The organism is Kitasatospora purpeofusca (genome assembly GCF_000718025.1).
Lineage (GTDB): Bacteria > Actinomycetota > Actinomycetes > Streptomycetales > Streptomycetaceae > Kitasatospora > Kitasatospora purpeofusca.
In genome coordinates this window covers 72,449-96,620 of sequence record NZ_JODS01000002.1, presented here as the reverse complement: position 1 = coordinate 96,620, position 24,172 = coordinate 72,449, and the positions used below count along the sequence as shown (strand labels likewise).

The window sequence follows — 24,172 nt, the reverse complement described above, 5'->3', positions numbered from 1 at the left end:
ATCGTGCGCCTGCGCTCGGTAATGGATCTTCAGGAATCCGGCGCCGCAATGCAGGCAAAACGCCCACCTTTTCTTGACTCTCCGCAATGTCCGGGACAGCAATCGACTTCACCACGGTTCGCCCACCCCTCGGCATGGCGCAGGTAACCGATGGATCAAGTTATCTGACGGAGGTTAGGCTCCGCGCGCAATTATCTCTGTTCAGCGGACCTTCCGCTCGGGGGGTCTGCTTCGGCGTGCCAGGGGGCAAGTCGTGTCGTCATCATCAGGGGGATTCCGCGCCGGCAGGCGGTCACGAGGAAGACGACGGCTCACCACCGTCGCCGTCCTCGTACTGTCGATGCTCGCCGGTGTCGGGCCCGCGAACGCGGCGGAGTGGAAGCCGCGCAATCCCAAGGTCTGGTCGCCCCACGACCTCGATCCGGTCCCGTCGGTCGGCGGCAAGAACGCCGCCCCCGTCAAGCCCACGCCGCCCAAGGGCGACGGTGCTCCCGCCTGGCGGGCCAGGCCCGTCAGCTGGCCGGCCGCGGTGGACACCGAGGTCGACCTCGCGCCGAGGACCGCGACGCCCGACAGCGTCCGGGAATCGGCCTTCGCCGCCGCCCCGGCGGCCGTGCCGGCCGGTGGCCGGGCGGGCGCCGCGCCGGTCTGGGTGAGTTCGCCCGCCGTGGCGGCCGTCGCCGAGGCGCCGGGGCTGCTGGGCGCCCGGACGGCACCCGCCCCGCAGAAGGTCCGGGTCACCGTCGCGGACCGGTCGGCCGCCGAGAAGGCGGGCGTCAACGGCCTGCTGCTGTCGGTGCGTCCGGGCTCGGACGGCGGTGCCGGGGCTGCCGGCGCTCCGGTCAAGGTCGACGTGGACGTGTCCTCGGTGGAGGGCGCGTTCGGCGGTGACTGGCTCTCCCGGGCCCGCCTGGTGGCGCTGCCCGAGTGCGTGCTGACCACCCCCGAACGGCCCGAGTGCCGCACCCAGACGCCGGTCGAGACGCGCCGCACCCAGGCCCGTCCCGGTCTGCTGAGCACCGACGTCGAGCTCGCGGCGGGGTCGGCGCAGGCCGCACAGGCCGCGCCCGCCGTCGGTGAGCTCTCCGCCGCCCGCTCGGCGGCCTCCGGCCCGTCGGGCGCGACGGTGCTGGCCGCCTCGGCCGCCCCCGGCGGTGCCGCGGGCACCTACGGCGCCACCGGTCTCGCCCCCTCGGGCACCTGGAGCGTCGGCGGCAACACCGGCGGGTTCAACTGGTCGTACCCGATCGCCGTCCCGGACGGCCTGGGCGGCTCCAAGCCGAACGTCAGCCTGTCGTACAGCTCGCAGTCGGTGGACGGCCGGACGGCCGCGACCAACAACCAGTCCTCGTGGATCGGCGAGGGCTGGGACTACACCCCCGGCTTCGTCGAGCGCCGCTTCAAGCCGTGCGCCAAGGACGGTCAGGCCGGCTCCGGTGAGCAGTGCCTGTCCGGCTGGAACGCGACGATCTCGCTGAACGGCCGCTCCTCGACGCTGGTCCGCGACGACGGGGCCGGCACCTGGCGGCTGGAGGGCGACGACGCCTCGCGCGTCGAACTGCTGACCGGCGCCACCAACGGCGACAACAACGGCGAGCACTGGCGGGTCACCACGACCGACGGTACCCAGTACTACTTCGGGCTCGGCCGCAAGCCGGGCGGCAACGCCTCCTCGCCCGCCACCAACTCCGCCTGGACCACCCCGGTGTACGGCAACAACGCCGGCGAGGAGTGCAACAAGTCGACCTTCGACGCCTCCTGGTGCGACCAGGCCTGGCGCTGGATGCTGGACTTCGTCGTGGACCCGCGCGGCGGTGTGATCTCGCACTGGTACGAGAAGGAGACCAACCACTACCAGCGGGGCGTCTCCGCCCAGAACCCGTCCGGCACCCGCACCCCGTACGTGCGCGGCGGCTACCTGACCCGGATCGCCTACGGTTCCCGGCTCACCGACGCGGACAGCGTCAAGCCGACCGGCCAGGTGGTGTTCAGCACCGCCGAACGCTGCCTGCCCGAGGAGCGCGGCTTCGACTGCGCGCCGGCCAAGCTGAACGCCGCCAACGCGGCCAAGTGGCCGGACGTCCCGTTCGACCAGAACTGCGCCGCCACCGGCGCCTGCGCCAACTCCAGCGCCACCTTCTGGTCCACCAGGCGCCTGACCGCGATCACCACCCAGGTCCTCAACGGCGGCGGCTACGCCGACGTCGACTCCTACGCGCTCGACCAGGAGTTCCCGGACCCGGGCGACCGCACCGCCCCGGCACTGTGGCTGAAGTCGATCACCCACACCGGGTACGACGGCGCGGAGAAGATCAAGCAACCCGCCATCACCTTCACCGGGGACTTCCGCAACAACCGCGTCGACTCCAGCACCGACGGCCGCCCCGCGCTCAACCGGCGCCGCGTCATCGGCGTGACCTCCGAGACCGGCAAGGTGACCGAGGCCGTGTACGCCGCGGCCGACTGCGCCCCCGGCGCGCTCCCGAGCAGCCAGGACGGCAACGGGAAGCGCTGCTACCCGGTCTACTGGAACGCCGACGAGAAGAGCCCGCTCGACCCCAGCCTCGACTGGTTCCACAAGTACGTCGTCGCCCAGGTCAACGAGCGCGACCCGTTCGGCGGCTCGCCCGCCCGCACCACCACGTACCAGTACGTCGGTGACGCGGCCTGGCACCGCGACGACGACGAGTACACCGACGCCAAGCGCCGCACCTGGAACCAGTTCCGCGGCTACGAGCAGGTCGTCACCCGCAGCGGCGTGGCCCCCGACCCGATCGGCAAGGCCGTCGCCTTCTACCTGCGCGGCATGGACGGCGACTACAAGGCCGACGGCTCCAAGCGGTCCGCGACGTACACGGACATCGGCGGCGCCACGGTCAAGGACGCCAACCCGCTGGCCGGCTCGCTCCGTGAGCGGCACACCTACACCGCCGACGGCGGCACGGTCGTGGCGATCACCAAGTCCGACATGTGGCTGTCGGCGTCCGCCGCCACCCACAACCGCGGCACCGGGCTGCCCCTGCTGGAGGCGCGGATGCTGCGCAACGGCACGGGCAAGGACAGCGCACTGCGCTCCGACGGAACCTGGCAGTCCACCTCCAAGACCGCGGTGTTCGACGAGTACGGCATGCCCAAGCGTGTCGTCGACCGCGCGGACGGCCTGCCGGACCTGTGCGTGGTCACCAAGTACGTCCGCAACACCACCACCTGGATGCTCGACCGGGTCGCGGAGACGATCCAGGGCCAGGGCGACTGCGCCACCGACCCGACCGAGGCCAACACCCTGGGCCGCAACCGGGCGTTCTTCGACGGCCAGGCCTTCAACACCCTCAACGGCCCCGGGCAGGTGACCCGGACCGAGGAGCTCGACGGCTTCTCCGGCGGCCAGCCGGTCTACTCGCTGGTCTCCACCGTCGGCTACGACACCTACGGTCGCGTCACCACCAGCACCGACGCCGCCGGCGCGACCACCGGCACGGAGTACCAGCCGGCCGCCAACGTGCTGCCGACCAGTGTCAAGGTGACCAACGCCAAGGGCTGGAGCAGCACCACCACCTTCCACCCGACCCGTGAGGTACCGGTCAAGTCGGTCGACCACAACGGCCGGACCTCGCAGCAGACCGTCGACGCCCTCGGCCGCACCACGGCCGCCTGGCAGCCCGGTCGCACCCCCGGCACCGACCTCGCCGACAGCCTGTTCGAGTACCAGCTGTCCAACACCGGCACCAGTTCGGTCACCACCAGGAAGCTGCGCGAGAGCGGCAAGAGCTACACCGTCGGCGTCACCATCCTCAACGCCTTCGGCGAGCCGGTCCAGAGCCAGAGCACCCCGGCCAACAACGCCGCGGACTCGCGCGTCATCAGCGACACCTTCTACAACAGTCACGGCCAGGTGGTGAAGACCAACCAGCCGTACATCAACCGCACCGGCGACCCCGGCACCACCCGGTTCGTCGCCAACGACAACGAGGTCCCCGGCCAGGGCGCCTCGTTCTACGACGGCCTCGGCCGCCCGGTCGTCCAGACCTTCTCGTCCAAGGCGATCGAGCAGTGGCGCTCCACCGTCTCCTACCCGGGCGTCGACCGCACCGATGCCACCCCGCCCCAGGGCGGCATCGCCACCAGCACCCTCGTCGACTCGCGCGGGCGTACCACCGAACTGCGGCAGTACAAGAACGGCACGACGCAGGGCGCGTACGACGCGACGAAGTACACCTACGACGTCGAGGGCAAGCTGAGCCAGGTCAACGACCCGGTCGGCAACGCCTGGAAGTACGGCTACGACATCCACGGCCGCCAGACCCGTTCGGAGGACCCGGACAAGGGCACCATCACCACGGTCTACGACGCCGCCGAGCGCCCGGTCGCCACGACCGACGCCCGCGGCACCACCGTCGCCGTCAGCTACGACATCCTCGGCCGGCCGCTGTCGCGCAACCTCGGCAGCACCACCGGCACCCCGCTGGCCACCTACGAGTACGACACCCTGCTGCCCGGCCTGCCCACCGCCGCGACCAGCTGGTCCGACGGCAAGGGCTACCGCCAGGAGGTCACCGGCTACAACACCGCCTACCAGGCGACCGGTACCCGCATCACCGTCCCCGACGGTGAGGGTGCCCTCTCCGGCACCTACGGCGGCGAGACCACCTACGATCCGATCTCCGGCCTGCCGGTCCTGACCGATCTGGGTGCGACGGGCCCGCTGCCGGCCGAGACGGTGTACCTCGGCCGCAACCCCAACGGCCTGCTGGTCTCGATGGGTTCCTCGCTCGGCGACGACTACGTCAACTTCACCACCTACGACGAGCTCGGCCAGCTCCAGCGGATCACCTACGGGGACGTCCCCAAGCAGGTCGCGCTCACCCACACCTACCAGCCCGGAACCGGGCGCCTGCTGCGCTCCCTGCTGGACAAGGAGGACGGCCGGACGTCCGTCGACGTCACCGACTACACCTACAGCCCGGCCGGTGACGTCACCTCCGTCTCCACCTGGCGCAACGACGGTGCCACCGACACCCAGTGCTTCAGCTACGACCACCTGAAGCGCCTCACCCAGGCCTGGACCGACACCGGCGGCACCACCACCCGCCCCGGCCCGTCCGTGCCCGGCGTCGGCGGCTGCACCAACACCACCCCCAACCCGGCCACCATCGGTGGACCGGCCCCCTACTGGCAGTCCTTCGGCTACGACGCCACCGGCAACCGCACCGGCACGGTCGACCACGACCCCACCGGTGACACCGCCAAGGACGTCACCGCCACCCACACCTACCCGGCCCCCGGCCAGCCCCGGCCGCACGCCCCGACCAGCACCCGCACCACGACCGGCAACGGCCCGACCGTCACCACCGGTTACACCTACGACCAGACCGGCAACACCCTCACCCGCCCCGACGAGGGCGGCAACACCCAGACCATGACCTGGGACCCGGACGGCCACCTGGCCACCGCCGCCACCAGCGGCGGCACCTCCACCTACGTCTACGACGCCGACGGCAACCGCCTGCTGCGCCGCGACCCGGGCCGCACCACGCTCTACCTCGGCAGCGCCGAGCTGACCCTCGACACCGCCACCGGCCAGGTCAGCGGCACCCGCTACTACCCGACCGACGGCGGCCCGACCATCGCCCGCACCTCGGACGGGCGGCTCAGCTACATCGCCTCCGACCTCAACGGCACGGGCACGACCGCGATCGACACCTCCTCGCTCGGGGTGACCCGGCGCGCGTTCAAGCCCTTCGGCGAGGAGCGCGGCGCCCAGCCGGCCCCCGGCGAGTGGCTCGGCGAGAAGGGCTTCGTCGGCGGCGCCCAGGACAAGGCCACCGGCCTGACCCATCTGGGCGCCCGCGAGTACGACCCCAAGCTCGGCCGCTTCCTGTCGGTGGACCCGGTCATCGACACCAGCGACCCGCAGCAGCTGCAGGGCTACCTGTACGCCAACAACAGCCCGCTGACGTTCTCGGACCCGAGCGGCCTGTGGTGGGGCTCCAGCATCGTCAAGAAGGCGACGCAGGCGGTCAGCAAGGCCGTCGACGTGGTCAAGGAGAACTACAGCACCATCTCCAACATCGGCCACACCGTCCTGGACGTGGCCGGCATGATCCCGGTGATCGGCGACGCCTGCGACATCGTCAACGGCGTCTGGTACGCGGCCGAGGGCGACTGGAAGAACGCGGCCATGTCCCTGGTCGCCGTCGTCCCGGTGATCGGCAGCGCCGCCACGGCGGCCCGCGTGGCCTCCAAGGTCGCCAAGGCCGTCGACACCGCCACCGACGTGGTCAAGGCCGTCGAACGCGGCAGCGAGGCAGCCAAGGGCATCCGCGGCGCCTCCAAGTCCCTGCCCTCCTCCCCCCGCGCAGTCAGCGGCGGCAAGGCCGGCCCCTCCCCGGGCGCCGGCAAGGCCGGCGGCGGCAAGGCGTCGGGCGGCAGCAGCGGAGGCGGCAAGGCCTCCGGCAGTGGTGGCGGCAAGTCCGCCGGCGGCGCCAAGTCGTCCGGAGGAAGCAGCAACGCCGGCGGTCGCGCCGCCCCGGGCTGCAAGAACAGCTTCACCCCCGGGACTCCGGTCCTGATGGCCGACGGCACGGCCAAGCCGATCGACCGGATCACCACCGGCGACCAGGTCCTCGCCGCCGACCCCACCACGGGGCGGATCACGGCGGAGGAGGTCACCGCCACCGTCATCGGCGACGGCGAAAAGAACCTCTACGAGATCACTGTCGACCCGGCTACCGCAACCCAGACCCCGGAAGTCACCCAACCGACCGACGACACGGTCAAGTCGGCCGCGAACTTCACTGTCGACCTCACCAAGTCCCAGACCGTGACGGCCACCGACAACCACCCGTTCTGGCTCCCCCAGATCCGCGAGTGGCTCACCGCCGACAAACTCCAGCCCGGCCAGTGGTTGGAGACCTCGGCCGGTACCTGGGTCCAGATCAGCAGCATCCGTAGCTACACCCAGCAGCAGCGCGTCCACAACCTGACCGTCAGCGACCTGCACACCTACTATGTGCTGGCGGGCACCACTCCGGTCCTGGTTCACAACTGCGGCGAAATCGATTACGGAAGCATCAGCGCCGACGGGCGACGTTCCGGAATAGTCGCAGTAGTTACGCCACAAATGATCGGCACTGGAGACAAAGCATCGACCAGGATGCGGCCGCCAGGTTTCGTGAGTGGTGCCAACGGCGATTCACGTGGGCATCTTCTCCCCAAGGCGCTGGGCGGATCAGGAAACACGCCGGAAAACTTCGTCCGGACGACAGCCGCCATCGACAACGGCCCCATGAATGAGTTCGAGAAGGAAGTTGCCGAATATGTCTCAAAGAGTCTGAATACCATCATCTACTCGGCAACGCCGCACTACCGCCCCGGCAGTAATGTTCCATTTGCCGTATCACTTGAGGCATTCGATGACACAGGATGGTTCATGGGCAAGACGTTCATGCAATAGCGGCAAATGGCCATGAATGCCGCTGACGCAGCGACTGCGGGCGGCCCATCCAAATCTCGAACCTATAGATGACGTTACGGGCAGAGCTTTCATCGAAGCTCTGCCCGTAACGTTTCGCGGCCAGTCGAAGCCTGTTGACTTCGAAGAGGGTCGTTCAGTGACGCCATTCATAAGCACCTGGTGAAGTCTTAAGCACCTCGCTCGGCCAAGTTCGCACCACCTCGCGAAGGTGCTCTCGCTGTTCCTCGATCCACCCGTCACCCAGAACGATCGGGATGGTTGCGGACGCGCCGGAGCCGGACGCGTCCTCGACAAAAACTACGGGGACATCGTGATCATCGTCGGGCAATTCAATCCTGATCACTGGGCCATTGCCACTGTCCAGCCATTCGACATTCTGGCCCGCACCGAGCGCGTCCAGCGCCAGAGACCACTCCTCCAGATCCGAGAGATAGAAGCAGATACTGAGGTGCCCTCCGATAAAACTGCTCTCCACGATGATCTCCGCATCAAGCAAGTCGTGCACCGGCAGGACTCCGGCTCCTCGCCGACCCAGAACGTGCACGCGGACGCTGTTGTCCCCGTCCGACAGTTTGATCAGATCCATGTTGTCATCCTGATGTGTCATAATCGTCTACCGTTTCGCATTCACTATGTCATCACCTGCCGGAGCGCGTCCGAGGGAGCAGCCACGGCCGGCTCCCTCGGACGCGCTCCGGTGAGTTCTCCGGCGCGACAGTCGGGGCAATAGTGGTTGCCCGAGTTCATTACAGCCGAGGTGGCCGTGTCGACGGTCGAGGGGGCCCCGCCGGATTCCGGCGGGGCCCTCGCCGTGCTACGCCACGGGCGGCCGGAGCAGGGCCAGGACGGCGTCCTGCGCCGGGCGGGCTGCGGGGGCCGGGAGGGTCAGGGCGTGGATGCGGCGGACGAGTTCGGGGCCGCGTACCGGGCGCAGGGCGATGTCGGCGGCGGCCGGGGCGTGGGCGTCGGCGGCGAGCTGGGGCAGCAGGGCCACGCCGAGGCCGTTCGCCACCATGCGCAGGGCGAGGTGGTAGTCGTCGACCTCGTGGGCGATCCGAGGTGCGAAGCCCGCCTGCGCGCAGGCGGCGCGGACCAGGGCGGCGCTGCCGTCCTCGCGGGAGCCGACGATCCAGGGGGTGTCGGCGAGGTCGCGCAGGTCGACGGTGTCCCGCAGATCGCCCCCGGCCGGGAGGGCGAGCAGGACCGGCTCGGCGGTGAGCGGGTGGACGGTGAACTCGTCCACGGAGAGGCCCAGTTCGGGGACCAGGTCGTAGATGTAGCGGACGGCGACATCACAGCGGCGGGCCCGGAGGGCGGCCAGGGCCTCGGGGGGTTCCAGTTCCAGCAGCGAGACCCGGAGCTCCGGGAAGCGCTCGCGGGCGGCGACCAGGGCGGGCACGACGTGCACGGCGGCGAAGGTCGAGAAGCAGGCGAGGCCGACCGGGCCGCGCGGGGTGTCGGCGGCGGCCCGCAGGTCGCGTTCGGCGGTCTCCAGCGCGCCCAGGACGATGCGGGCGTGCGCGACCAGGCGTACGCCCTCGGGTGTCAGCCGGACCCGGCGGCCGTCCCGCTCCAGCAGCGATACCCCGGCCTCGCGCTCCAGTACGGCGAGCTGCTGGGAGACCGCCGAGGAGGTGCGGCCGAGGGCGGCGGCGGCCGCCGTCATCGTCCCCCGGTCGGCGAGTTCGCGCAGCAGGAGGAGCCGCGCCGGATCCAACATCAAGCTGTCCTTACAGGTCTGTGAAGCATTACGTGGTGGACCTCAAAGATCCTTTCGGGGCATCCTGCCGCATGCACCGGGCGACGCGCCCGGACGGGGACAGGAGAAGACCTTGATCGACACGCGGCTGATCGAACGCCACGCGGCACGGGCCTGGCCCGCCGAGGAGGCGCGGGAGGAGGGCGGCTGGCTGCTGCGGCACACCCCCGGGGTCCCGCGTCGGCGCTCCAACTCCGCACTGCCGGTGGGGCGGGGCGACGGCCTGCTGAGCGGGATCGAACGGGTGGAGGGGTACTACGCCGCGCACGGGCTGCCGGTCACCGTCCAGGTCTCCCCCGCCGAGGAGCACACCGCACTGGACGCCGCACTCGACGCGCGCGGCTACCGGAAGGACGGAGAGGTCCTGGTCTGCACCGCACCGGCCGCCGCCGTGACCGACGCCGCCCGGCCCGCGACGCCGCTGGACGTCACCCTCGCCGAACACCCCACCCGGGCCTGGCTCGACGCCTACGCGGCACTGGAACCGTCCGGGAGCGGCCGGGCGGAGGCCGAGCGGCTGTTCCAACGCATCACCGGCCCCGCCGCCCACCTCGGCGTCGAGCGCGACGGCCGGCTCGTGGGCATCGGGCTCATGGTGGCGGCGCCCGGCTGCGCCGGGGTCTTCTGCATGGCCACCGACCCCGCGCACCGGCGCAGCGGCATCGCCGGGGCGATCCTGCACGTCGGCGCGCGCTGGGCAGAGGCACGGGGCGCGGGGACGCTGTACCTCCAGGTCACGGCCGAGAACACGACGGCGCGGCGGCTGTACGAGCGGGTCGGCTTCGAGGTCTCGCACAGCTACCACTACCGGCTGAAGCCCTGACCGGGCGGTGATCAAGCGGTGACCGGGCGGTCCATCCTTTGTCGACGACCTGTCAACACGTGTCGCGGAGGCTCTTCCCCAGGAGGACCGCACGGAAGCGGTCCGGGAACGGGAGGAAGATCCCATGGCACAGCGAAGGACCCTCGCCAGGGCGGCTCTGGCCGCCGCCGGCCTCGCCGCGATGCTCGCCACCGCTGCGCCGGCCGGCGCGACCCCGGCCGGCGCGGCCACCGTCGAGGGCCGGTCCTCGATCCAGACCGCGGCGCGCAGCACGCAGGTCTCGCTCGTCAACTGGAGCAGCTGTGAACTCCGGCTGCAGAACGCCTGGCTGGACCACGGGGTCTGGTCGGACGGTCTGGCCCCCGAGCCCGTCATCCCCGACGGGGTCGCCAAGCACTGGCAGTCCGAGAGCAACGGCTTCCTCACCGGCACCGAGGGCCACGTCATCTACGACGCGTTCAACTGCAAGGTGAGCGTGCTCAACGGCAAGCGCGTGCAGCTGCACTGGAACAACCCGTACGCGGGCAGCAACTCGTACGACAACTTCGGGTCGGACCCGAACTTCCGGTTCGGGCGCAACGGCGGTGACGGCAACAACGCCAGCGTCTACTGGCAGATCATGACCCCCTGACCCACCGCCCCACTCTCCTGACCGTCCCCGGCGGCCGACGGGGACGGTCAGGAGCTCAGGAGCTCAGGAGCCGTCCCGGCAGGAGGACTTGCGGCGCTTCTCGAAGTCCTTGGCGCTCAGCAGCTTGTAGTCCCAGTCCCAGCCGCCCGCCGCCCACTTGCCGGCGGGCAGGCCCAGCAGCACGTCGCCGGGCACGGTCACGGTGAGGGCGCGGTCGCGGACGACCTCCACGGTGTAGCGGCGGTCGGCGACCACCGGGCCCGGGGGCTTGCCGGAGGTGGTCCAGCCGGGCGGGAGGGCGCCGAGGTCGACGGTCTCGGTGGCAGAGCGGCCCTCCCGCGGGTGCACCTCCAGCTTCTCCGTGCCCGGGAACACCTTCACCCGCAGCACATGCAGCCGCTCGTCGTGGCACATGCCCGTCCGCACGACCAGCCGTCCGGCGTCCAGGCGCACGGCGATCAGCCGCTCGGCCGGCGGTTCCGGGTCGCCGCACCCGGCCACCGCCCCGGCGACCACCGTCACGGCCGCGGCCGTCACCGCCGCCCTGTGCCACCACCGCTTCATGAGCCCCCGCTCCCTGCTGTCCGCCCGCGCCGGAAGTCGGCCCGGCCGACTTCCGGCTGCGGGACGGCGGGCAGGCTTCATCGGGCCATCATCCCAGGGTGTGCGCACCGCCCGGGCAGGGGGTCAGGGGGGGCTGGCGGGAGGTCAGGGGTGGGGGCGGGAGCAGAAGATGCGGAGCCGGGAGACGAGGACGCGGGGCGCGGCCTCGAAGGCCGCGCCCCGCCGAAGAGAGGTGTGGGCGCGTGCCGGCCGGCCGTCGCCGGGGGCACGCGCCCACCTCACCGGAGGGTGCGGTACGGACGTCGCGACGGGGGTGGCGCGGCGTCCGTACCGGGCTCCGGTGGTTCGAGGGGTCAGCTCGCCGCCGGGACGGCGCGGCGGCCGGTGGCGGCGCGCAGGGCCACGGCGAGGCCGACCAGGACGATGCCGAACCAGACGACGCTCTTGACGCCCGTGTGGTCGGCGAACAGGCCGCCGATCAGGGCGCCCAGGGCGATGCAGGTGTTGTAGGCCATGGTGTTGAGCGACATCGCGGCCTCGAAGGTCTCCGGGGCGGCCGCGAGCGTCATGTTGATCTGGCTGAGCTGGACGACACCGAAGGCGAGGCCCCACAGCACCATGGCGACGATCACGCCGAAGTCGTTGGTGCCGATGGTCAGCAGCATCACCAGGGCGCCGATCAGCAGCAGACCGCCGACCACGAAGCTGCCGCGCAGGCTCTTGTTGACGCTCTGGCCGCCGATGAAGTTGCCGATCGCGCCGCCGATGCCGAAGACGATCAGGACGACGGTGATGAAGCCGACGCTCGCCTCGGCGCTCTTCTCCAGGTAAGGGCGGACAAAGGTGTACGCGCCGAAGTGGCCGAGGACGAAGAACACCACCATGACCAGGACGACGCGCAGCGGCACGTTCTTGACCGGCAGTCCGAAGACCTCGCGGACGGAGACCGCGTTCGCCGAGGGCAGCGAGGGGATGGTGGCGGCGACGGCGAGCAGCACCAGCGCGCTGAGGCCGGCCCAGATCAGGAAGGTGGTGCGCCAGGAGCTGGCGCTCTCCAGCAGGGTGCCGAGCGGGATGCCGACGACGGTGGCGATCGAGATGCCGGACATCACGACGGCGGCGGCCTTGTTGGCCTGCTTCTCCGGGACGATGCGCATCGCCATGCTGACGCCGATGGCCCAGAAGACGCCGCTGGCGAAGCCCATGAACATCCGGGTGACCAGGATCAGCGGGTAGTTGGGGGCGATCGAGGTGATCAGGTTGCCCACGGCCAGCACGCCGAGCAGGGTGGTCAGCAGCTTGCGCCGGTTGACCCGGCGGGTCCAGGCCACGATGAACGGTACGCCGAGGCCGGCCGCGACGCCCTGGGCGGTGACCATCAGGCCGGCGGTGCCGACCGAGACGTCCAGGCTCTCGCTGAGCGGGGTGAGCAGGCCGATCGGCATCAGCTCGGTGGTGAGGAAGACAAAGAGGCTCGCGGTGATGGCGGCGACACCGAGCCATCCGTCGGCCGCCGGACCGCTCTTCCGCGGTGTCGCCGCTGTGGGCAGTTCTTCTTCTTGCGTGGTCATGTCATATCTCCGGAAGTGGAGTGGGTCGGGCGGAAGTGGTCGGGCGGATCGGTCGGGCGCGGTACCCGGCGCCGGGCGGCGCCGGGTCCGACAAGGTGGTGGGCGTGGAACGGTGCGCCCGTGCCGCTATCCGCTGCGTTCCTCTTCGAGGGCGCGCGCCCCGGTGCCGGACGACGCGACAGGCTCGGGAGGCGCCGGCGCGGGCTCCTTCCGGGGTGGACGGGACTGGCCGAGCACGACCGCCAGGAAGATCACGGCGATGCCGAGGAGCTGGAGCAGCGACAGCGTCTGGTCCTTGAAGAGGTAGCCCAGCAGCGTCGCCACGACCGGGCTGCCCAGCGCCAGGAAGGACACCGCGGTGGCCGGCAGCAGCCCGATCCCCCGGAACCAGACGATGTAACTCAGCACCGCGCCCAGGGAGATGAGGTAGGCGAAACCGAGGACGTTGTCGCCCGTCAGACCGTTCGGCATGTCCTCCAGCGACAGCCAGAACGGCAGCAGCACCAGGCCGCCCGCCGTCAGCTGCCACCCGGTGAAGGTCAGCAGGCTGACCCCCTCGGGGCGGCCCCACCGCTTCGTGAGGGTGATGCCCGAGGCCATGCACAGGGCGCCGCCGACCGCGGCCAGCACGCCGACGCCGTCCAGTGACACCCTGCCCTTGAAGACCAGCAGCGCCACACCCCCGGCGCCCAGGGCGCAGGCCAGCGCGTGCACGCCTCTGACCCGTTCACCGAGGAACAGCGCCGCCAGGATCACCACGAACATCGGCTGGGCCGACATGATCACGGCGGCGATGCCGCCCGGGAGCCGGTAGGCCGCGACGAACAGCAGGAAGTTGAAGGCGCCGATGTTCAGCACCCCCAGCACCAGCGCGCGCAGCCACCAGACGCCGACCGGCAGCCTGCGGCCCAGGGCCAGCAGGAACAGTCCGCCCGGCAGGGCCCGCATGGTGGTCGCCAGCAGCGGCCGGTCCGGGGGCAGCAGCTCGGTGGTGATCAGGTAGGTGCTGCCCCACACCGTCGGTGCCAGGCCGGTCAGGGCCACCGTGGACAGATTCCGTCTGCTCGTCATGTCGATCTCGCCTCACATCCGGTGGGAAGCACCGTGGGATTACGTCCGGTCGGCCCGGCGGGGACGGCCCGGCGGCCGACAAGCCCGGCGGCCGACAAGCCCGGCGGGGACGGCCCGGGGGGGACGGCTCAGTCGAAGATCGGGTCGCGGTCGCGGCCGCGCTTCAGCTCGAAGAAGCCGTCGGTGCTCGTCACCGCCAGTACGCCGTCCCAGAGCTTCCCGGCCGCCTCGCCGCGCGGGGCGGGGGTGAGCACCGGGCCGAAGAAGGCCAGCGGCTCGCCGTCCGGGCCGGGCACGTGGATCACCGGGGTGCCGACCTCGGAGCCGACCGGGTCCATGCCCTCGTGGTGCTGGATCCGCAGCTTCTCGTCCCAGGAGTCGTCGTCCGCGGCCGAGACCAGCTCGACCGGCAGCCCGGCCTCCTTGAGGGCGGCGGTGATCATGTCGTGGCCGAGCCCGGCCTTCTCGTGGTGGATCAGCCGGCCCATGGCGTTGTAGAGCGGGCGCAGCACCTCGGTGCCGTGCTGCTCCTGGGCGGCGATGCACACCCGTACGCAGGCCCAGCCGTGGATCATGCCCTGGCGGTACTTCTCCGGGACCTCGCGGCCCTCGTTGAGCACGGACAGGCTCATGATGTGGAACCGGGTCTCCACCGGCCGGACCTGCTCGACCTCCAGCATCCAGCGGGAGGTGATCCAGGCCCAGGGGCAGCGGGGGTCGACCCAGATGTCGGCGGTGATCGTCTCGGGACTGGCCGGCGTGGCGCTCATGACGGTCGCTCGTCCTTTCGGTCTGACGGGCGGCACGGGCGCGCGCGGGCACGCCTCGGCGGGGTGCGCCCAGGTGCGGGTGAACGGGGAGAGGTCGACGGCGGCACGGCGTCCGGGCAGGACGGACGGACCCGGTCGGGGGCCCGCCCGGCGGAGCCGCTCCGGGGCGGCTCCGACCGTGTGCGGTCGCCTTCAGTGTCGGGCCGCGCGCATCGATGAGTCCAACACATGCTTGTCACCCGTTGCATCGCGGATCACGATGGACGGATGGAGCTCCAGCAGATGCGCTACGTGATCGCGGTCGCCGAGACGAACAGCTTCACCCGTGCCGCCCAGCGCTGTCTGGTGGTGCAGTCCGCGCTCAGCCACCAGATCGGGCGGCTGGAGAAGGAACTCGGCGCGCGGCTCTTCGAGCGCACCAGCCGCCGGGTGCGGCTGACCCCGGCCGGGGCGGCCTTCCTGCCCGCCGCCCGGCAGTGCCTGGACGCGGCGGAACGGGCCGCCACCGAGGTCGCGGCCGCCGTCGGGGAGGTGCGCGGACTCCTCAAGGTGGGGCTGATCCCCACCGTCGCGGCGGTGGACATCCCGGCCGTGCTCGGCGAGTTCCACCAGCGGCACCCGAAGGCCCGGATCAGTCTGAGCGTCGGGGCCAGCGACGAGCTGGTGGAGCAGGTCCGGCAGGGCGAGATCGAGGTGGCCTTCCTCGGCATCCCGGTCACCGCGCACCCCCGGGGGGTGATGGCCAGGGAGCTGGCCCGCGAGCGGCTGGTCGCCGTGGTCTCCCCGGACCACCCGCTGGCCGGCGAGAGCTCGGTGGACCTGCGGCGGCTGGCCTCGGAGGTGTTCGTCGACCTCCCGGCGAAGACCGCGGGGCGGGCCCAGTCGGACCTGGCGTTCGCCGCGGCCGGTCTCACCCGCGAGGTCGCGTTCGAGGTGACCAACGCCGACTACCTGGCCCGGCTGGTCGCGGCGGGCCTGGGGGTGGCGCTGCTGCCGCCCCGCTACGTCGCGGGCCTGACCGGCATGGTCACGATCGAGGTGACGGACGCGCCGTCGCGGGCCGAGTACGTGATCTGGGGCCGGGAGAGCCCGCACCCGGCGGCGGCGGCCTTCCTGGAGCTGCTGGGGATCACCGAGGACTGACGTCCGGTGAGCCGGTCCGGGACCGGAGCCTCCCCGAGGGGAGGGAGGCCCCGGCGGGTGGGGGTCAGGAGAGGCGGTGCACGGTGAAGTCGACCGCCACGTCCAGGACGGGCTGGGTGGTGGTGAACACCTTCTTGTGGGTGAAGCCGCCGTCCGCCACCAGCTTCTCGAAGTACGCGACGTCGCCCATGGTGCTGAAGAAGAGAACCATCCGCCCGCCCTCCGTCAGGTGGTCCCGGGCCTCGGCGAAGAAGCGGGTCAGCGCCCGGTAGCCGGCGTCGGTGCCCGCGACGTCCGCGTAGTCGGCGGCGGCGAACCACTGGAACGGCGGGTTGAAGACGATCAGGTCGAACCGGCCCTCGACGGCGGCGAAGACGTCGCTCTCGCGCGCCTCCACCCGGTCGGCGACCTGGTTCAGCTCCGCGTTGACCCGCACCGCGGCCACCGCGTCCGGGTTGAGGTCGACCGCCAGGACGTCGGCGCCCTTCTTGGCGGCGATCAGGGCCAGCGAACCGCTGCCGGTGCCCATGTCGAGGACCCGGTCACCGGGCTTGACCTCGGCGAACACCGCGCCGCCCAGCATCGGGGAGACCGGGCAGGGGGTCATCACGGAGGCGGGCACCCGCAGGGTCAGGCCGAGGAACGGGACGGTCTGCTCCCCCTCCTCGCCGCCCAGCTCGCCCAGGGCCCGGCGCAGCTCGGTGATCTCCTTCACCTGCGCCTCGGGGACCAGCGGGCGGTAGGACTCGGCCTCGGAGGTGGACTGCTGCTGAAGCGTCATGTCGTGGTATCCGTCCATGTGTCGGGTGGGTTCGGTGAATGGTCGGGTGACGCGGGTTCAGAGCTCGGCCCGGAGCCGGGCGTACGCGGCGGCCAGCCGGCCGCCGACCTCGGCGGTGCTGATCAGCACCGCCATGTTGGCCCGGGAGGAGCGGCCCTCGGTGGCCGCGTCCACCGCCCGCATCAGGTACTTGGTGATCGCCTGGCCCCGGATGCCGTCCCGGTCGGCGGCGGCGGTCGCCTCGACGATGGCGGCGTCGACCTCCTCGCTGTCGATCGCCTCCTCCGGCCGGACCGGCGTGGTGACCAGGAAGCCGCCCCGGTTGCCCAGCGCCCAGTGGTTCTCGATCGACCGGGCCACCTGCTCGTCCTCGTCCAGCCGCAGCGGGCTGCGGAAGCCGCTGGACGCGCAGTAGAAGGCCGGGAAGTCGTCGGAGCGGTAGGAGACCACCGGGACGCACTGGGTCTCCAGGTACTCCAGCGTCAGGCCGAGGTCCAGGATCTTCTTCGCCCCGGCGCACACCACCGCGACCTTGGACCGGGTGAACTGGATCAGGTCCGAGGAGACGTCCATGGTGGTGGCCGCGCCCCGGTGCACCCCGCCGATGCCGGCCGAGGAGAAGAACGGGATGCCCGCCAGCTCCGCCGCCACCAGGCAGGAGGCGACCGTCAGCGCGCCCGCCCGGCCCTGCGCCAGGACGACCGGCAGGTCCCGGCTGCTGACCTTGGGGATGCCGGCTGTGGAGGCGAAGCGCTCGATGTCGGCGTCCGTCATGCCGACCACGATCCGGCCGCCCTCGACCGCGATCGTGGCGGGGACGGAGCCGCCCGCCCGGACGGCCTGCTCCACCTTGCGGGCGGTCGCGGCGTTGTCCGGGTAGGGCAGTCCGTGGGTGATGACGTTGGACTCCAGCGCCACCACCGGACGGCCCTCGTGGAGCGCTTCGGCCACCTCCTCGCTGACGGTGAGCGGCACGGCCCGGTGGGAGAGGGAGGTCGTCGGGTTCACGGCCGTCCCCATCAGAGCGCGTCGGGGCGGTAGTCGGGAACCTTGCCGAGGATGTCCCGGCGGTTGACGATCTCCGGGATGTAGACCTGCTCGGTCCAGTTCTCCTCGGCGATCGACTCGACCGCGATCGACACCACGCCCTCCTCGCAGCCGAAGGCGTCGGTGACCGCCTTGGTCACCGCCGCCAGCAGCTCGGCCTGCTGGGTGTCGCTGAGTTCCATCGGGAAGTGCTTGATGTTGACGTGCGGCATCACGGTGTCCTTCCGGAGGTGCAGGCGGCGGTGGACGGCCGTCACCAGCTCGTCGACGTCCGGCGCCCGGAGCAGGGAGTAGTGGTCGGCCGTCAGCTCGACGACGGTCGGCGGCTCGGCGGAGTACCCGCTGCTGCCGTCGAGGAACGAGTACTCGTCCCCCCGCGCCTTGAAGACGGTGATGGGTGCCGAGACCCGGCGCTCCCGCAGTTCGCGGAAGGTGTAGTTGAACTCGAAGGTCGTCCCCACGATCCGGACGATCCGGCGCACCAGGTCCGGGTCCAGGCCGGGGATGCCCTCGCCGACGAAACGGGCGAAGCTCTCGTCGTCCCGGGCCACCGCGAGGCAGCGCTCCAGCAGCGGACTGTCGATCGTGCCGGTGAAGACCGAGAGCAGGATCGCCACGAAGGCCCGGCTGGTGTAGTTGGCGGTCCGCTCCTCGGGACGGGTCCCGGTGGTGCGGACCTTGGGCGAACCGGGGGCGATCAGGAACACGTGGTCGACCGGGTGGCCGGCCTGCTCCAGCTGGTACGCGGCCTCGAAGGCCACCCGGGCCCCGAAGGAGTAGCCCCACAGGGTGTACGGGCCCTCGGGCTGGACCTCCAGCAGCGCCCGGACGTCCTCGGCCGCCATCTCCCGGATCGTCGGGTACGGGACCTCGCCCGGGTTGACGCCGTGGGCCTGCACCCCGAGGAACGGCCGCTCGGTGCCGAGGCGTTCGGCCAGCAGCCGCAGGTTCATCGGGTAGCCGCCCAGGCCGGGCCAGCAGAAGACCGGACGTCCGGCCGTCGCCGGTGAGGCGGAACTCGAGCCGGTCAGCGGCACCAGGCGCGAGGTGCGCTCCGCCGGACCGCCGGAGAGCCGGCGGGCCAGGCCCTCCACCGTCGGCGAGGTGAACACCACCTCCAGCGGCAGCGCCGCCCCGAACGCCCGGTTGATCCGGTTGACCAGGGTGACGGCCAGCAGCGAATTGCCGCCGCAGGCGAAGAAGTCGTCCTGCGCGGAGACGCTCTCCTGCTTCATCACCTCCTGCCACAGCACGGCCACCCGGCGCTCGGTCTCGTCCCTGGGAGCCACGAAGGGCCGGTCGGCGGCCCCCGCGACGACCCGGTCCGAGACGGCCAGCGCCTGGAGGTCGATCTTGCCGTTGGCGGTGGTCGGCAGCGCGTCGAGCACCACGACCTTGTTCGGGATCATGTAGTCCGGCAGGTAGTTGACCAGGTCGTCGCGGATCAGCTCGGCCGGACCACGCATGTGGACCGCGTCCTCCCGCATGCCCTCGTGCCGCCGCTGCTCACGGCTGACCCGGCCGCCGAGGAAGAAGTAGGAGGCGCCGCCCGGGCGGCCCAGCTCGCGCAGGATGCCGTCGAACCGCCGGGCCGAGGGCAGGTCGTCCCCGCCGCGCGAGCTGTAGCCGGAGGACATGAAACCGAGGTCGAGGTCGTTCAGCGACAGCCGCTGCGCCACCCGGCCCAGGTCGATGTAGCGCCGCCACCGCTGCGGACTGCGGCTGATCACGGTGACGCCGAACGACGCCCGGCCGTAGACGGCCTGGTTGATCGCGATGACCTGCTTGCGCAGCACGAGGTCCGGAGAGACCAGGCTCAGCCGGCCGTCCTCGTGCAGGTACTGCCCGGCCGGGAGGTCCACGCCCTTGCCGGGGTGGACCTGGACGAACAGGTCGAGGTCCCGGTCCTCGCGCGGTCCGCGCCAGGGCGTCCAGTCGAAGCTGCCGAGGTAGTGGTCCTGGTCGGCGACCCCCAGCCGGGACTTGACCTCCGGGGTGAAGGGGGCGGGCCCGATGTCGAGGCCGTAGGCCGGGAGGACCTCCTCGAGGAGGCCGACGATGTGGCCGGTCTCGATCTCCAGGACCTCGGTGATGTTCGTCCTGTAGACCGGCTCGATGGCGCCGCGGCGGCCGAGGAAGTGCATCCGGATCCGGGGGGCCGCGGTGGCGGCCGTGTCGTCGGGGGCCCTGCGCGGTCCGGGTATCAGACGCGGCGCGGGCGCTGCGGGGCCCGCCGGTGCTGCGGGCGCTGTCCCTGCTGTCCCTGCTGTCCCTGCTGTCCCCGCTGCCGGCGCTGCCGGTGCTGCGGAGACCAGGACGAGGCGGTGGTCGATCGGGTGGTGGTAGTGGATGCCCGGCCGGATGCCGGGGAAGCCGGTGATCTCCAGGTACACCTGCGTCGCGTAGAGCGAACCGGGCGAGGCGTAGGCGTACTTGGGGAGCAGCCGCTCCGGGCTCAGGTGCTGCCCGAGGTGGCGCAGGATCTCGCCGAGCGTCCCGGTGTCCAACTCCGCGAGCGGCCGCGAACGACCGGCGGCGGCCGGGCGGCGGGCCAGCAGTGCCAGCAGGTCGCGCTCCGAGACCGGCGCCTCGCCCTCGTAGAAGCGGTAGGTCTTGCGGGCGAAGGCGAGGGCGCGCTGCGCCTCGGTGGCCGTGCGGCCGGGCAGGTCGACGGAGGGCAGGCCGGCCAGCTCGGCCGAGGTCCGCACCCCCGGGTTGGACAGCTGCGCCTTGACCTGGAGCTTGCTCTCCTTGGACTGGTGGTGCGCGCCGTGGCTGCCCTGGTCCATCAGGGCGGCCTCCCTCGGGTCGAGCTCGACGCAGGCGATCAGGTTCTGGAAGCCCGTCCTCGGGTCGTCCTTGACCAGCACCGCCGCGTGCCGGACCCAGTCGTGGGTCTCGATGGCGAGCCTGATCTCGTCCAGCTCCACCCGGAAGCCGCGCAGCTTCACCTGGTTGTCGGCGCGGCCGGTGAACTGGACGGTGCCGTCGGCGTTCCAGTAGGCGAGGTCGCCGGTGCGGAAGAACCGCCCCCCGCCGTCGGGGTCCTCGGTGAAGCGCTGCTCGGTCAGGTCCGGCCGGTGCAGGTAGCCGCGCGCCACCTGGACGCCGCCGATGGAGAGTTCGCCGATCTCGCCGACGCCGAGTTCGGCGCCGTCGCGGCCCAGGATCCGGTACTCGGTGCCGTCGACCGGGGCGCCGATGGAGACCGAGTTGGGGCCGTCGCCGACGGAGGACTTGGTCACCACGAAGGAGGAGGAGTTGATGGTGCACTCGGTCGGACCGTAGAGGTTGACCAACTCGCGGCCCGGCAGGGACTCCAGGAAGGTCCCGGCCAGGGTTCTGGAGAGCGCCTCACCACCGGTGAAGACCTGCTCCAGCGTATGGCAGGACTCCAACTCCTCGGTCTCCAGCAGGGCCTGGAGCAGCGTCGGCACGCACTGGACGGTGGTGACGCCGTGCTCCTTGACCGCTGCGACCAGCCGCTCGGTGTCCCGGTGGATGCCGGCCCCGCCGACCACGACGGTGGCGCCGACCGCCGGGGCGAGGATCTCCCACTGGGCGGCGTCGAAGCTGATCGGCGTCTTCTGCAGCACGACCCGGGTCCGGTCGAGGCCGTGGGCCGCGCGCAGCCAGGCCATCTGGTGGGCGATGCTGCGGTGCTCGATCATCACGCCCTTGGGCCGGCCGGTGCTGCCCGAGGTGTAGATGACGTAGGCCAGCGCGTCGGGGGCGGGGCCGGGCAGGACCACCGGCGCCGGCGGGTGCTCGTCCTCGGCGCGGACGACCAGGGTGCCGGCGGGCGCCAGCGCGGTCAGCCGCTCGACCAGCCGGTCCTGGGCGACGATCACCTTGACGCCGGAGTGCTCGATCATGAAGCGCAGGCGCTCCTCCGGGTACTCCGGGGCCAGCGGCAGATAGGCGCCGCCCGCGAGGAGGATCGCCCAGGCACCGGTCAGCACCTCGGTGGAGGGCTCGACGAACAGCCCCACGCACTGGTCCGCGGTCACTCCTAGGCCCCGCAGGTGCCCGGCCAGTCCCAGGCTCCGGCGGACCAGTTCGGCGAAGCTCAGCCGCCGGTCGCCGCCGATCACCGCCGGGTCGTCGGGGCGTTCGGCGGCGGTGCGCAGGAGCAGTTCGGGCAGTAACGGGTGGTCGGCCGGGCCTCGGCCCGACGCATGGGCAGTCATCTGGTCCCCCTGGTGTACGGGTGTCCTGGTGTCCGGCTTTCCTGGTGTCCTGGTGTCCTGGTGTCCTGGTGTCCTGGTGTCCTGACTTCCTGGCGTCCCGGGGTGCGGGGCGGGCGGCTCAGCGGTCCGCGGCGGCCCGTCCCCTGCGCAGCGCGTCGGCGACGTCGAGCATCCGGCGGGTCTGGTACGCGAGGGCGGCGAGGTTGTCCTCGGTGACGTTCTCCGCCAGCCGGCCCGGAACCGCCTGCCGGCCGGAGACCGAACTGACGCCGTAGGGGTTGCCGTTGCTGGGGGCCGTCATGATCTCGTCGGTGACGCCGGGCGGCACGATGATCCCGCCCCAGTGGTAGAAGACGGCGTTGAGCGAGAGGATCGTCGCCTCCTGGCCGCCGTGCGGGGCGCCGGTGGAGGTGAAGGAGGCCATCACCTTGCCCTGCAGGCCGCCGCGGGCGTTCAGCGGCCAGGCGAGCTCGATGAAGTGCTTGAGCGGGGCGGCGATCATCCCGAACCGGCCGGGGCCGCCGAGCAGGATCACGTCGGCCCAGGCGAGGTCGTCGACGGAGGCGGTGGGGACGGCCGCGATCGCCGCGGCGTTCTCCTGCCAGGCCTCGGTCCACTCGGTGAACTCCGGGGCCAGGGACGCCTCGACGTACTCGGGGACGCGGCGCAGCCGGGCCACGGCGCCGGCCTTGGTGGCGGCCTCCTCGGCGGCCAGGGCGAGCTTGTGGACGTTGCCGGTGCCCGAGTAGTAGACGATCGAGATCCTCGTCGGCGCGGAGGTGTCGGCGGTGGACACGGTGGTGCTCCTCAGGGTCGGTGGCGGTGGCGGCAACAGGCGTTGGTGACAACGGCTTTGACGGCAACAGGCAGTGGTGGCAGCGGCCGCGGGGGCCGGAGCGGTGGGGTCGCGGGGTTACGGATCCCGGACCCCGCCCGCCCCGGCGGGTGGGGAGGGTCTCAGGCGGGGACGTCGGTCCCGAAGTAGCGGTCGCCGAAGTCGCCGATGCCGGGCACCATGAACGCGTTCTCGTTGAGCCGCTCCTCGATCGAGGAGGTCACGATCCGCACCCCGGGGTGGCGGTCGTGCACGGCCCGGATCCCCTCCGGGGCGGAGAGCAGGTTCACGAAGAGGATGTGCTCCTCCGGCACGCCGTGGTCGAGCAGCACCCCGATCGCGGCCAGCGCGGTGCCGCCGGTGGCGAGCATCGGGTCGAGCAGCAGCACATGGCCCCCGCCGATCCCGGCCGGCAGCGCCGCGTAGTACAGGCGCGGGAGCTTGGTGACCTTGTCCCGCTGGATCAGGATCTTGCCCAGCCTGGTCTCCGGTGCCATCACCCGCAGTTCGGACTCCATGCTGTCCCCGGCCCGGGCGACGGACACGCCGTAGACCGGGGTGGCCGGCGACAGGCCGTGGTAGACCTGCCCGACCGGGGTGCGGACGTCGCGCGCCTCGTAGGGCAGCAGGTCCAGCGCGGCGTCCAGCAGGCCGCGGATGATCCGGTTGGCGGAGAGGACGAAGTCCTCCCGGCGGGCGTCGCGGTCGCGGACGACCGCGTGCAGGGCCCGCAGGCGGTTGGTCTGGGGCACCAGGTGGGTCACCCGGGTCACGCCCCGCAGCGGCTCGGTCCCGGTGGTCATCAGGAGGCGCTCCGGCCGTCCTCCGCGGCGACCCGGGCGAAGGCCACGCGGGCCTCCTGGACGAAGGTGCGCACCTTCTGCCGGTCCTTGCGCCGGGTGGCCTTGTCCTCCAGGCCGGTGTGGGCGTCCACGGCGGCGGGGCGGACGGCCTCGATGGCGGCCGCGACGTTCTCCGGCGTGAGCCCGCCCGCCATCATCAGCGGCTTGGGGGAGATCCGGACCAGCTCGGCGCTGACCGACCAGTCGTGGGTCAGGCCGGTCGCGCCCTTGGCGCCGGTGGCCGGGTTGAAACTGTCGGTGATGAACATGTCGACCCACTCGGCGGAGGTCTCGACGATGGTGCGCAGCTCGTCGATGTTGTCCGACTTCACCACCAGGCTCTTGAGCACGTAGAGGTCCGGGGCGAGGGTGCGCAGCCGGCTCAGCTCGGCCGGGGTCACGTCGCCGTGCAGCTGGATCGCGCTCACGCCGATCTCGGCGCAGAACTCGGCGATCTCGTCGGCCTGGGTCAGGTAGGTGATGATGACGCCCTTGTTGCCGGGCTGGATCGCCTTGACGATGGCGGCGGCGTCGGCCTCCGAGAGGTCCTCGTTCTTGGCCGGCAGGCGCAGGGCGAAGCCGAGCCAGTCGGCGCCCTCCTCGATGATCAGATCGGCCTCGGCCTGGTCGATGATGCCCGCGACCTGGATCAGTCCGTACATGTCTGCCTC

16 protein-coding genes are annotated in these 24,172 nt (G+C 71.6%); 4 read left to right on the top strand and 12 right to left on the bottom strand.

The features are described 5' to 3' along the window. The first annotated feature begins 340 nt into the window (after positions 1–340). The gene (locus IF01_RS0103510; RefSeq protein ID WP_051754879.1) at positions 341–7,453 is read left to right on the top strand and encodes an RHS repeat-associated core domain-containing protein; all 7,113 of its coding nucleotides are present in this window, start codon (positions 341–343) and stop codon (positions 7,451–7,453) included. Between the two features lie 154 nt (positions 7,454–7,607). On the opposite strand, the gene IF01_RS0103505 is transcribed toward IF01_RS0103510, so the two are convergent. Together IF01_RS0103505 and IF01_RS0103500 are read right to left on the bottom strand one after the other, a co-directional pair. After that, entirely contained in the window at positions 7,608–8,060 is a 453-nt protein-coding gene (locus tag IF01_RS0103505; protein WP_030391743.1) for a DUF5959 family protein, read from the bottom strand. Between the two features lie 228 nt (positions 8,061–8,288). Next, positions 8,289–9,194, bottom strand: a complete 906-nt coding sequence (locus IF01_RS0103500) for a LysR family transcriptional regulator (protein WP_051754878.1) — start codon at positions 9,192–9,194, stop codon at positions 8,289–8,291. Positions 9,195–9,306: 112 nt separating this feature from the next. On the opposite strand from IF01_RS0103500, the gene IF01_RS0103495 reads away from it, so the two are divergent. Both IF01_RS0103495 and IF01_RS43510 read left to right on the top strand, forming a co-directional pair. Beyond that, positions 9,307–10,056, top strand: a complete 750-nt coding sequence (locus IF01_RS0103495) for a GNAT family N-acetyltransferase (RefSeq protein WP_030391741.1) — start codon at positions 9,307–9,309, stop codon at positions 10,054–10,056. A 124-nt stretch (positions 10,057–10,180) separates the two neighbouring features. Further along, the gene (locus tag IF01_RS43510) at positions 10,181–10,687 is read left to right on the top strand and encodes an aegerolysin family protein (RefSeq protein ID WP_030391740.1); all 507 of its coding nucleotides are present in this window, start codon (positions 10,181–10,183) and stop codon (positions 10,685–10,687) included. A 63-nt stretch (positions 10,688–10,750) separates the two neighbouring features. Here IF01_RS43510 and IF01_RS50830 read toward each other — a convergent pair whose 3' ends face one another. The 4 genes from IF01_RS50830 to IF01_RS0103470 form a co-directional block, all read right to left on the bottom strand. After that, positions 10,751–11,251 carry a hypothetical protein gene (locus IF01_RS50830; RefSeq protein ID WP_030391739.1) on the bottom strand — a complete coding sequence of 167 codons (501 nt, stop codon included), beginning with the start codon at positions 11,249–11,251 and terminating at the stop codon, positions 10,751–10,753. A gap of 353 nt (positions 11,252–11,604) precedes the next feature. Next, on the bottom strand, positions 11,605–12,822 hold the full coding sequence (locus IF01_RS0103480) for an MFS transporter (protein WP_030391738.1): 1,218 nt from the start codon (positions 12,820–12,822) through the stop codon (positions 11,605–11,607). A gap of 126 nt (positions 12,823–12,948) precedes the next feature. Further along, the gene (locus IF01_RS0103475) at positions 12,949–13,893 is read right to left on the bottom strand and encodes an EamA family transporter (RefSeq protein WP_030391737.1); all 945 of its coding nucleotides are present in this window, start codon (positions 13,891–13,893) and stop codon (positions 12,949–12,951) included. 128 nt (positions 13,894–14,021) lie between these two features. Continuing rightward, the gene (locus IF01_RS0103470) at positions 14,022–14,663 is read right to left on the bottom strand and encodes a mycothiol-dependent nitroreductase Rv2466c family protein (RefSeq protein ID WP_030391736.1); all 642 of its coding nucleotides are present in this window, start codon (positions 14,661–14,663) and stop codon (positions 14,022–14,024) included. Positions 14,664–14,930: 267 nt separating this feature from the next. On the opposite strand from IF01_RS0103470, the gene IF01_RS0103465 reads away from it, so the two are divergent. Further along, positions 14,931–15,806, top strand: coding sequence for a LysR family transcriptional regulator (locus IF01_RS0103465; RefSeq protein WP_030391735.1), 876 nt, complete (start codon positions 14,931–14,933; stop codon positions 15,804–15,806). Positions 15,807–15,870: 64 nt separating this feature from the next. On the opposite strand, the gene IF01_RS0103460 is transcribed toward IF01_RS0103465, so the two are convergent. From IF01_RS0103460 to IF01_RS0103435, 6 genes are all read right to left on the bottom strand, one after another. Continuing rightward, positions 15,871–16,587 (bottom strand): HemK2/MTQ2 family protein methyltransferase, encoded by a 717-nt coding sequence (locus IF01_RS0103460; protein WP_030391734.1) that lies wholly within the window; start codon positions 16,585–16,587, stop codon positions 15,871–15,873. Between the two features lie 57 nt (positions 16,588–16,644). Beyond that, the gene (locus tag IF01_RS0103455; RefSeq protein ID WP_030391733.1) at positions 16,645–17,595 is read right to left on the bottom strand and encodes a pseudouridine-5'-phosphate glycosidase; all 951 of its coding nucleotides are present in this window, start codon (positions 17,593–17,595) and stop codon (positions 16,645–16,647) included. Positions 17,596–17,606: 11 nt separating this feature from the next. Beyond that, the gene (locus IF01_RS49600) at positions 17,607–21,824 is read right to left on the bottom strand and encodes an amino acid adenylation domain-containing protein (RefSeq protein WP_030391732.1); all 4,218 of its coding nucleotides are present in this window, start codon (positions 21,822–21,824) and stop codon (positions 17,607–17,609) included. Between the two features lie 118 nt (positions 21,825–21,942). Further along, on the bottom strand, positions 21,943–22,620 hold the full coding sequence (locus IF01_RS0103445) for an NAD(P)H-dependent oxidoreductase (RefSeq protein ID WP_030391731.1): 678 nt from the start codon (positions 22,618–22,620) through the stop codon (positions 21,943–21,945). Positions 22,621–22,781: 161 nt separating this feature from the next. Continuing rightward, the gene (gene upp, locus IF01_RS0103440; RefSeq protein ID WP_051754877.1) at positions 22,782–23,462 is read right to left on the bottom strand and encodes a uracil phosphoribosyltransferase; all 681 of its coding nucleotides are present in this window, start codon (positions 23,460–23,462) and stop codon (positions 22,782–22,784) included. After that, complete coding sequence (locus tag IF01_RS0103435) at positions 23,462–24,163, bottom strand: phosphoribosylanthranilate isomerase (RefSeq protein WP_030391729.1); 702 nt, start codon at positions 24,161–24,163, stop codon at positions 23,462–23,464. The genes upp and IF01_RS0103435 overlap by 1 nt, the downstream gene beginning before the upstream one ends. Positions 24,164–24,172 lie beyond the last annotated feature (9 nt).

Excerpts from the sequence above, each read along its gene's own strand:
- IF01_RS49600 (WP_030391732.1), bottom strand. The coding sequence starts at position 21,824 with ATGACTGCCCATGCGTCGGGCCGAGGCCCGGCCGACCACCCGTTACTG.
- IF01_RS0103435 (WP_030391729.1), bottom strand. The coding sequence starts at position 24,163 with ATGTACGGACTGATCCAGGTCGCGGGCATCATCGACCAGGCCGAGGCC.
- IF01_RS0103510 (WP_051754879.1), top strand. The coding sequence starts at position 341 with ATGCTCGCCGGTGTCGGGCCCGCGAACGCGGCGGAGTGGAAGCCGCGC.
- IF01_RS0103475 (WP_030391737.1), bottom strand. The coding sequence starts at position 13,893 with ATGACGAGCAGACGGAATCTGTCCACGGTGGCCCTGACCGGCCTGGCA.
- IF01_RS0103500 (WP_051754878.1), bottom strand. The coding sequence starts at position 9,194 with ATGTTGGATCCGGCGCGGCTCCTCCTGCTGCGCGAACTCGCCGACCGG.
- IF01_RS0103465 (WP_030391735.1), top strand. The coding sequence starts at position 14,931 with ATGGAGCTCCAGCAGATGCGCTACGTGATCGCGGTCGCCGAGACGAAC.
- IF01_RS0103460 (WP_030391734.1), bottom strand. The coding sequence starts at position 16,587 with ATGACGCTTCAGCAGCAGTCCACCTCCGAGGCCGAGTCCTACCGCCCG.
- IF01_RS43510 (WP_030391740.1), top strand. The coding sequence starts at position 10,181 with ATGGCACAGCGAAGGACCCTCGCCAGGGCGGCTCTGGCCGCCGCCGGC.
- IF01_RS0103470 (WP_030391736.1), bottom strand. The coding sequence starts at position 14,663 with ATGAGCGCCACGCCGGCCAGTCCCGAGACGATCACCGCCGACATCTGG.
- IF01_RS50830 (WP_030391739.1), bottom strand. The coding sequence starts at position 11,251 with ATGAAGCGGTGGTGGCACAGGGCGGCGGTGACGGCCGCGGCCGTGACG.
- IF01_RS0103505 (WP_030391743.1), bottom strand. The coding sequence starts at position 8,060 with ATGGATCTGATCAAACTGTCGGACGGGGACAACAGCGTCCGCGTGCAC.
- upp (WP_051754877.1), bottom strand. The coding sequence starts at position 23,462 with ATGACCACCGGGACCGAGCCGCTGCGGGGCGTGACCCGGGTGACCCAC.
- IF01_RS0103480 (WP_030391738.1), bottom strand. The coding sequence starts at position 12,822 with ATGACCACGCAAGAAGAAGAACTGCCCACAGCGGCGACACCGCGGAAG.